Source organism: Lysobacter arseniciresistens ZS79, from assembly GCF_000768335.1.
In the GTDB taxonomy this organism is placed as follows: Bacteria; Pseudomonadota; Gammaproteobacteria; order Xanthomonadales; family Xanthomonadaceae; genus Novilysobacter; species Novilysobacter arseniciresistens.
The window spans coordinates 1-1446 of sequence record NZ_AVPT01000070.1 but is presented as its reverse complement, the minus strand read 5'-3'; the positions used below and the strand labels follow the sequence as shown (position 1 = coordinate 1446).

Annotated in this window: 2 protein-coding genes; both read right to left on the bottom strand. The window is 56.2% G+C overall.

The genetic code is table 11. The features are described 5' to 3' along the window. Positions 1-540, bottom strand: a 540-nt coding sequence (locus N799_RS13995; protein WP_152597995.1) for a DUF6933 domain-containing protein, incomplete at its 3' end; no start/stop codon positions are given. Between the two features lie 121 nt (positions 541-661). Further along, a complete protein-coding gene (locus tag N799_RS15565; protein WP_152597994.1) occupies positions 662-994 on the bottom strand; it encodes a hypothetical protein in 333 nt (110 codons plus the stop codon). Positions 995-1446 lie beyond the last annotated feature (452 nt).

Genomic DNA, 1446 nt, shown 5'->3' with positions numbered 1-1446 from the left:
AAGCAAGTTCGGCTTGAACGAATTGTTAGGCTGCACACCGAGAGCTATGGCTGTCTCTTCAAGTGGAGTTTTGAACCCCAACTTCTTGGCCGGTCTGCAGTTCATCTCAATCACGAGATGGTCCAGGTTGCAACGGTTAAGCCCGCCGTCCTGCTCGATGAACGCCTCATAGTCCAGCGCGCAGTTGGTGAGCACGCCGAGCATAGACAGATCCGATGCCCGGGCAAGCGCTACCGAGCGGTATCCATTCATCACCCTCTCACGCACGCACTCGGGGAAACCAGCAAGCTCGAGTACGAGTGAAATGCCACGTATCAGGCTGACAAACAACTTTTCCGGTGTGAGGCGCTCACCCTCGAGCATGAGAAAGCTCATTTGAGTCCGGCTGCTCATGTACACAAAGGCATTCCGCTCCGCCATGGGCAAAAAAGTGACGTACCAGTTGCCGAGCGGCGCATCGGTTTCCTCTGGCGCGCCCAGGTTATCTCGCTTGATGCGAGCTCTCGCAGCAATTGCACGTGTAACGATCAGATCAGCCATGATGTGTCATGTGCAGCCTAACGCCTAAGTTAAGCCGACTTGCGTAGCGGAGCCAACAACATGGCAAGCTTTTCCTGCCATGTTTTTGGTGTAGCGAAGCAAGTTCGGCTTGAACACATTGTTAGGCGCGCTGCTGATCAGCTGGCCTAGGAATCTTGTCTCCGAAAGAAGGCAAGGTTTTGAACGCGTCTGGCTGCGACCCAGCAAAGTTTATAGTTGCATCAGCAATGTCAGCGAGCATGAGCGACACCTCCTTTGCCACCCGGACAAGGACTGCTAACACAGCGGTACCAAGCAAAAAAAGCAGGATTGCGCCAATGCTCTTGGTGAAGAAGCCAAACAACGCAACGAGACCCGCTGCAATGTAGCCGACCAAAGTAAAGAACTGTATGAAGCCTCGGAAGGCTGGATAGAAGCTATTGCTGCGAATGTGATCAAGATAGTTGCGATTCATTTGACTCCCCCTGTGAGCGCCTAACACCGGAATTAAGCCGACCCGCAGCGCGAAGAACCGGAGAGCGACGCGCTTGCCGATGCAGCGATGTTGCCGAAGCCACGAAGCGGGTTCGGCTTGAATGACTTGTTAGGCGCTACGGCCAAGCGAGTAAAGCCGAGCCACTGCGCCACCTCGCTGCTTTTGGTACGAAGCCCGACGATAGCCGTGCGCGCCCCCCGAGACAATCCGCCGGACCTGGCCGAAGCGAGCACCCGAATCTGGCCGTGGTGTCCGCAAGTCGCCGAGCCGCCGAAGCCGAGCTGCCACCCGACGCGAACTCCGGGCGCGCCCCGCGCGACGGAAAACTTGCCGAAACAACGGCCCGATACACCCTTGGCGCGTTGCGTCCAACTCCAAAAAAACAAGCTAGCGCCTAACACCTTATGTCTTCCAGTTTCCCTACTGTAGGT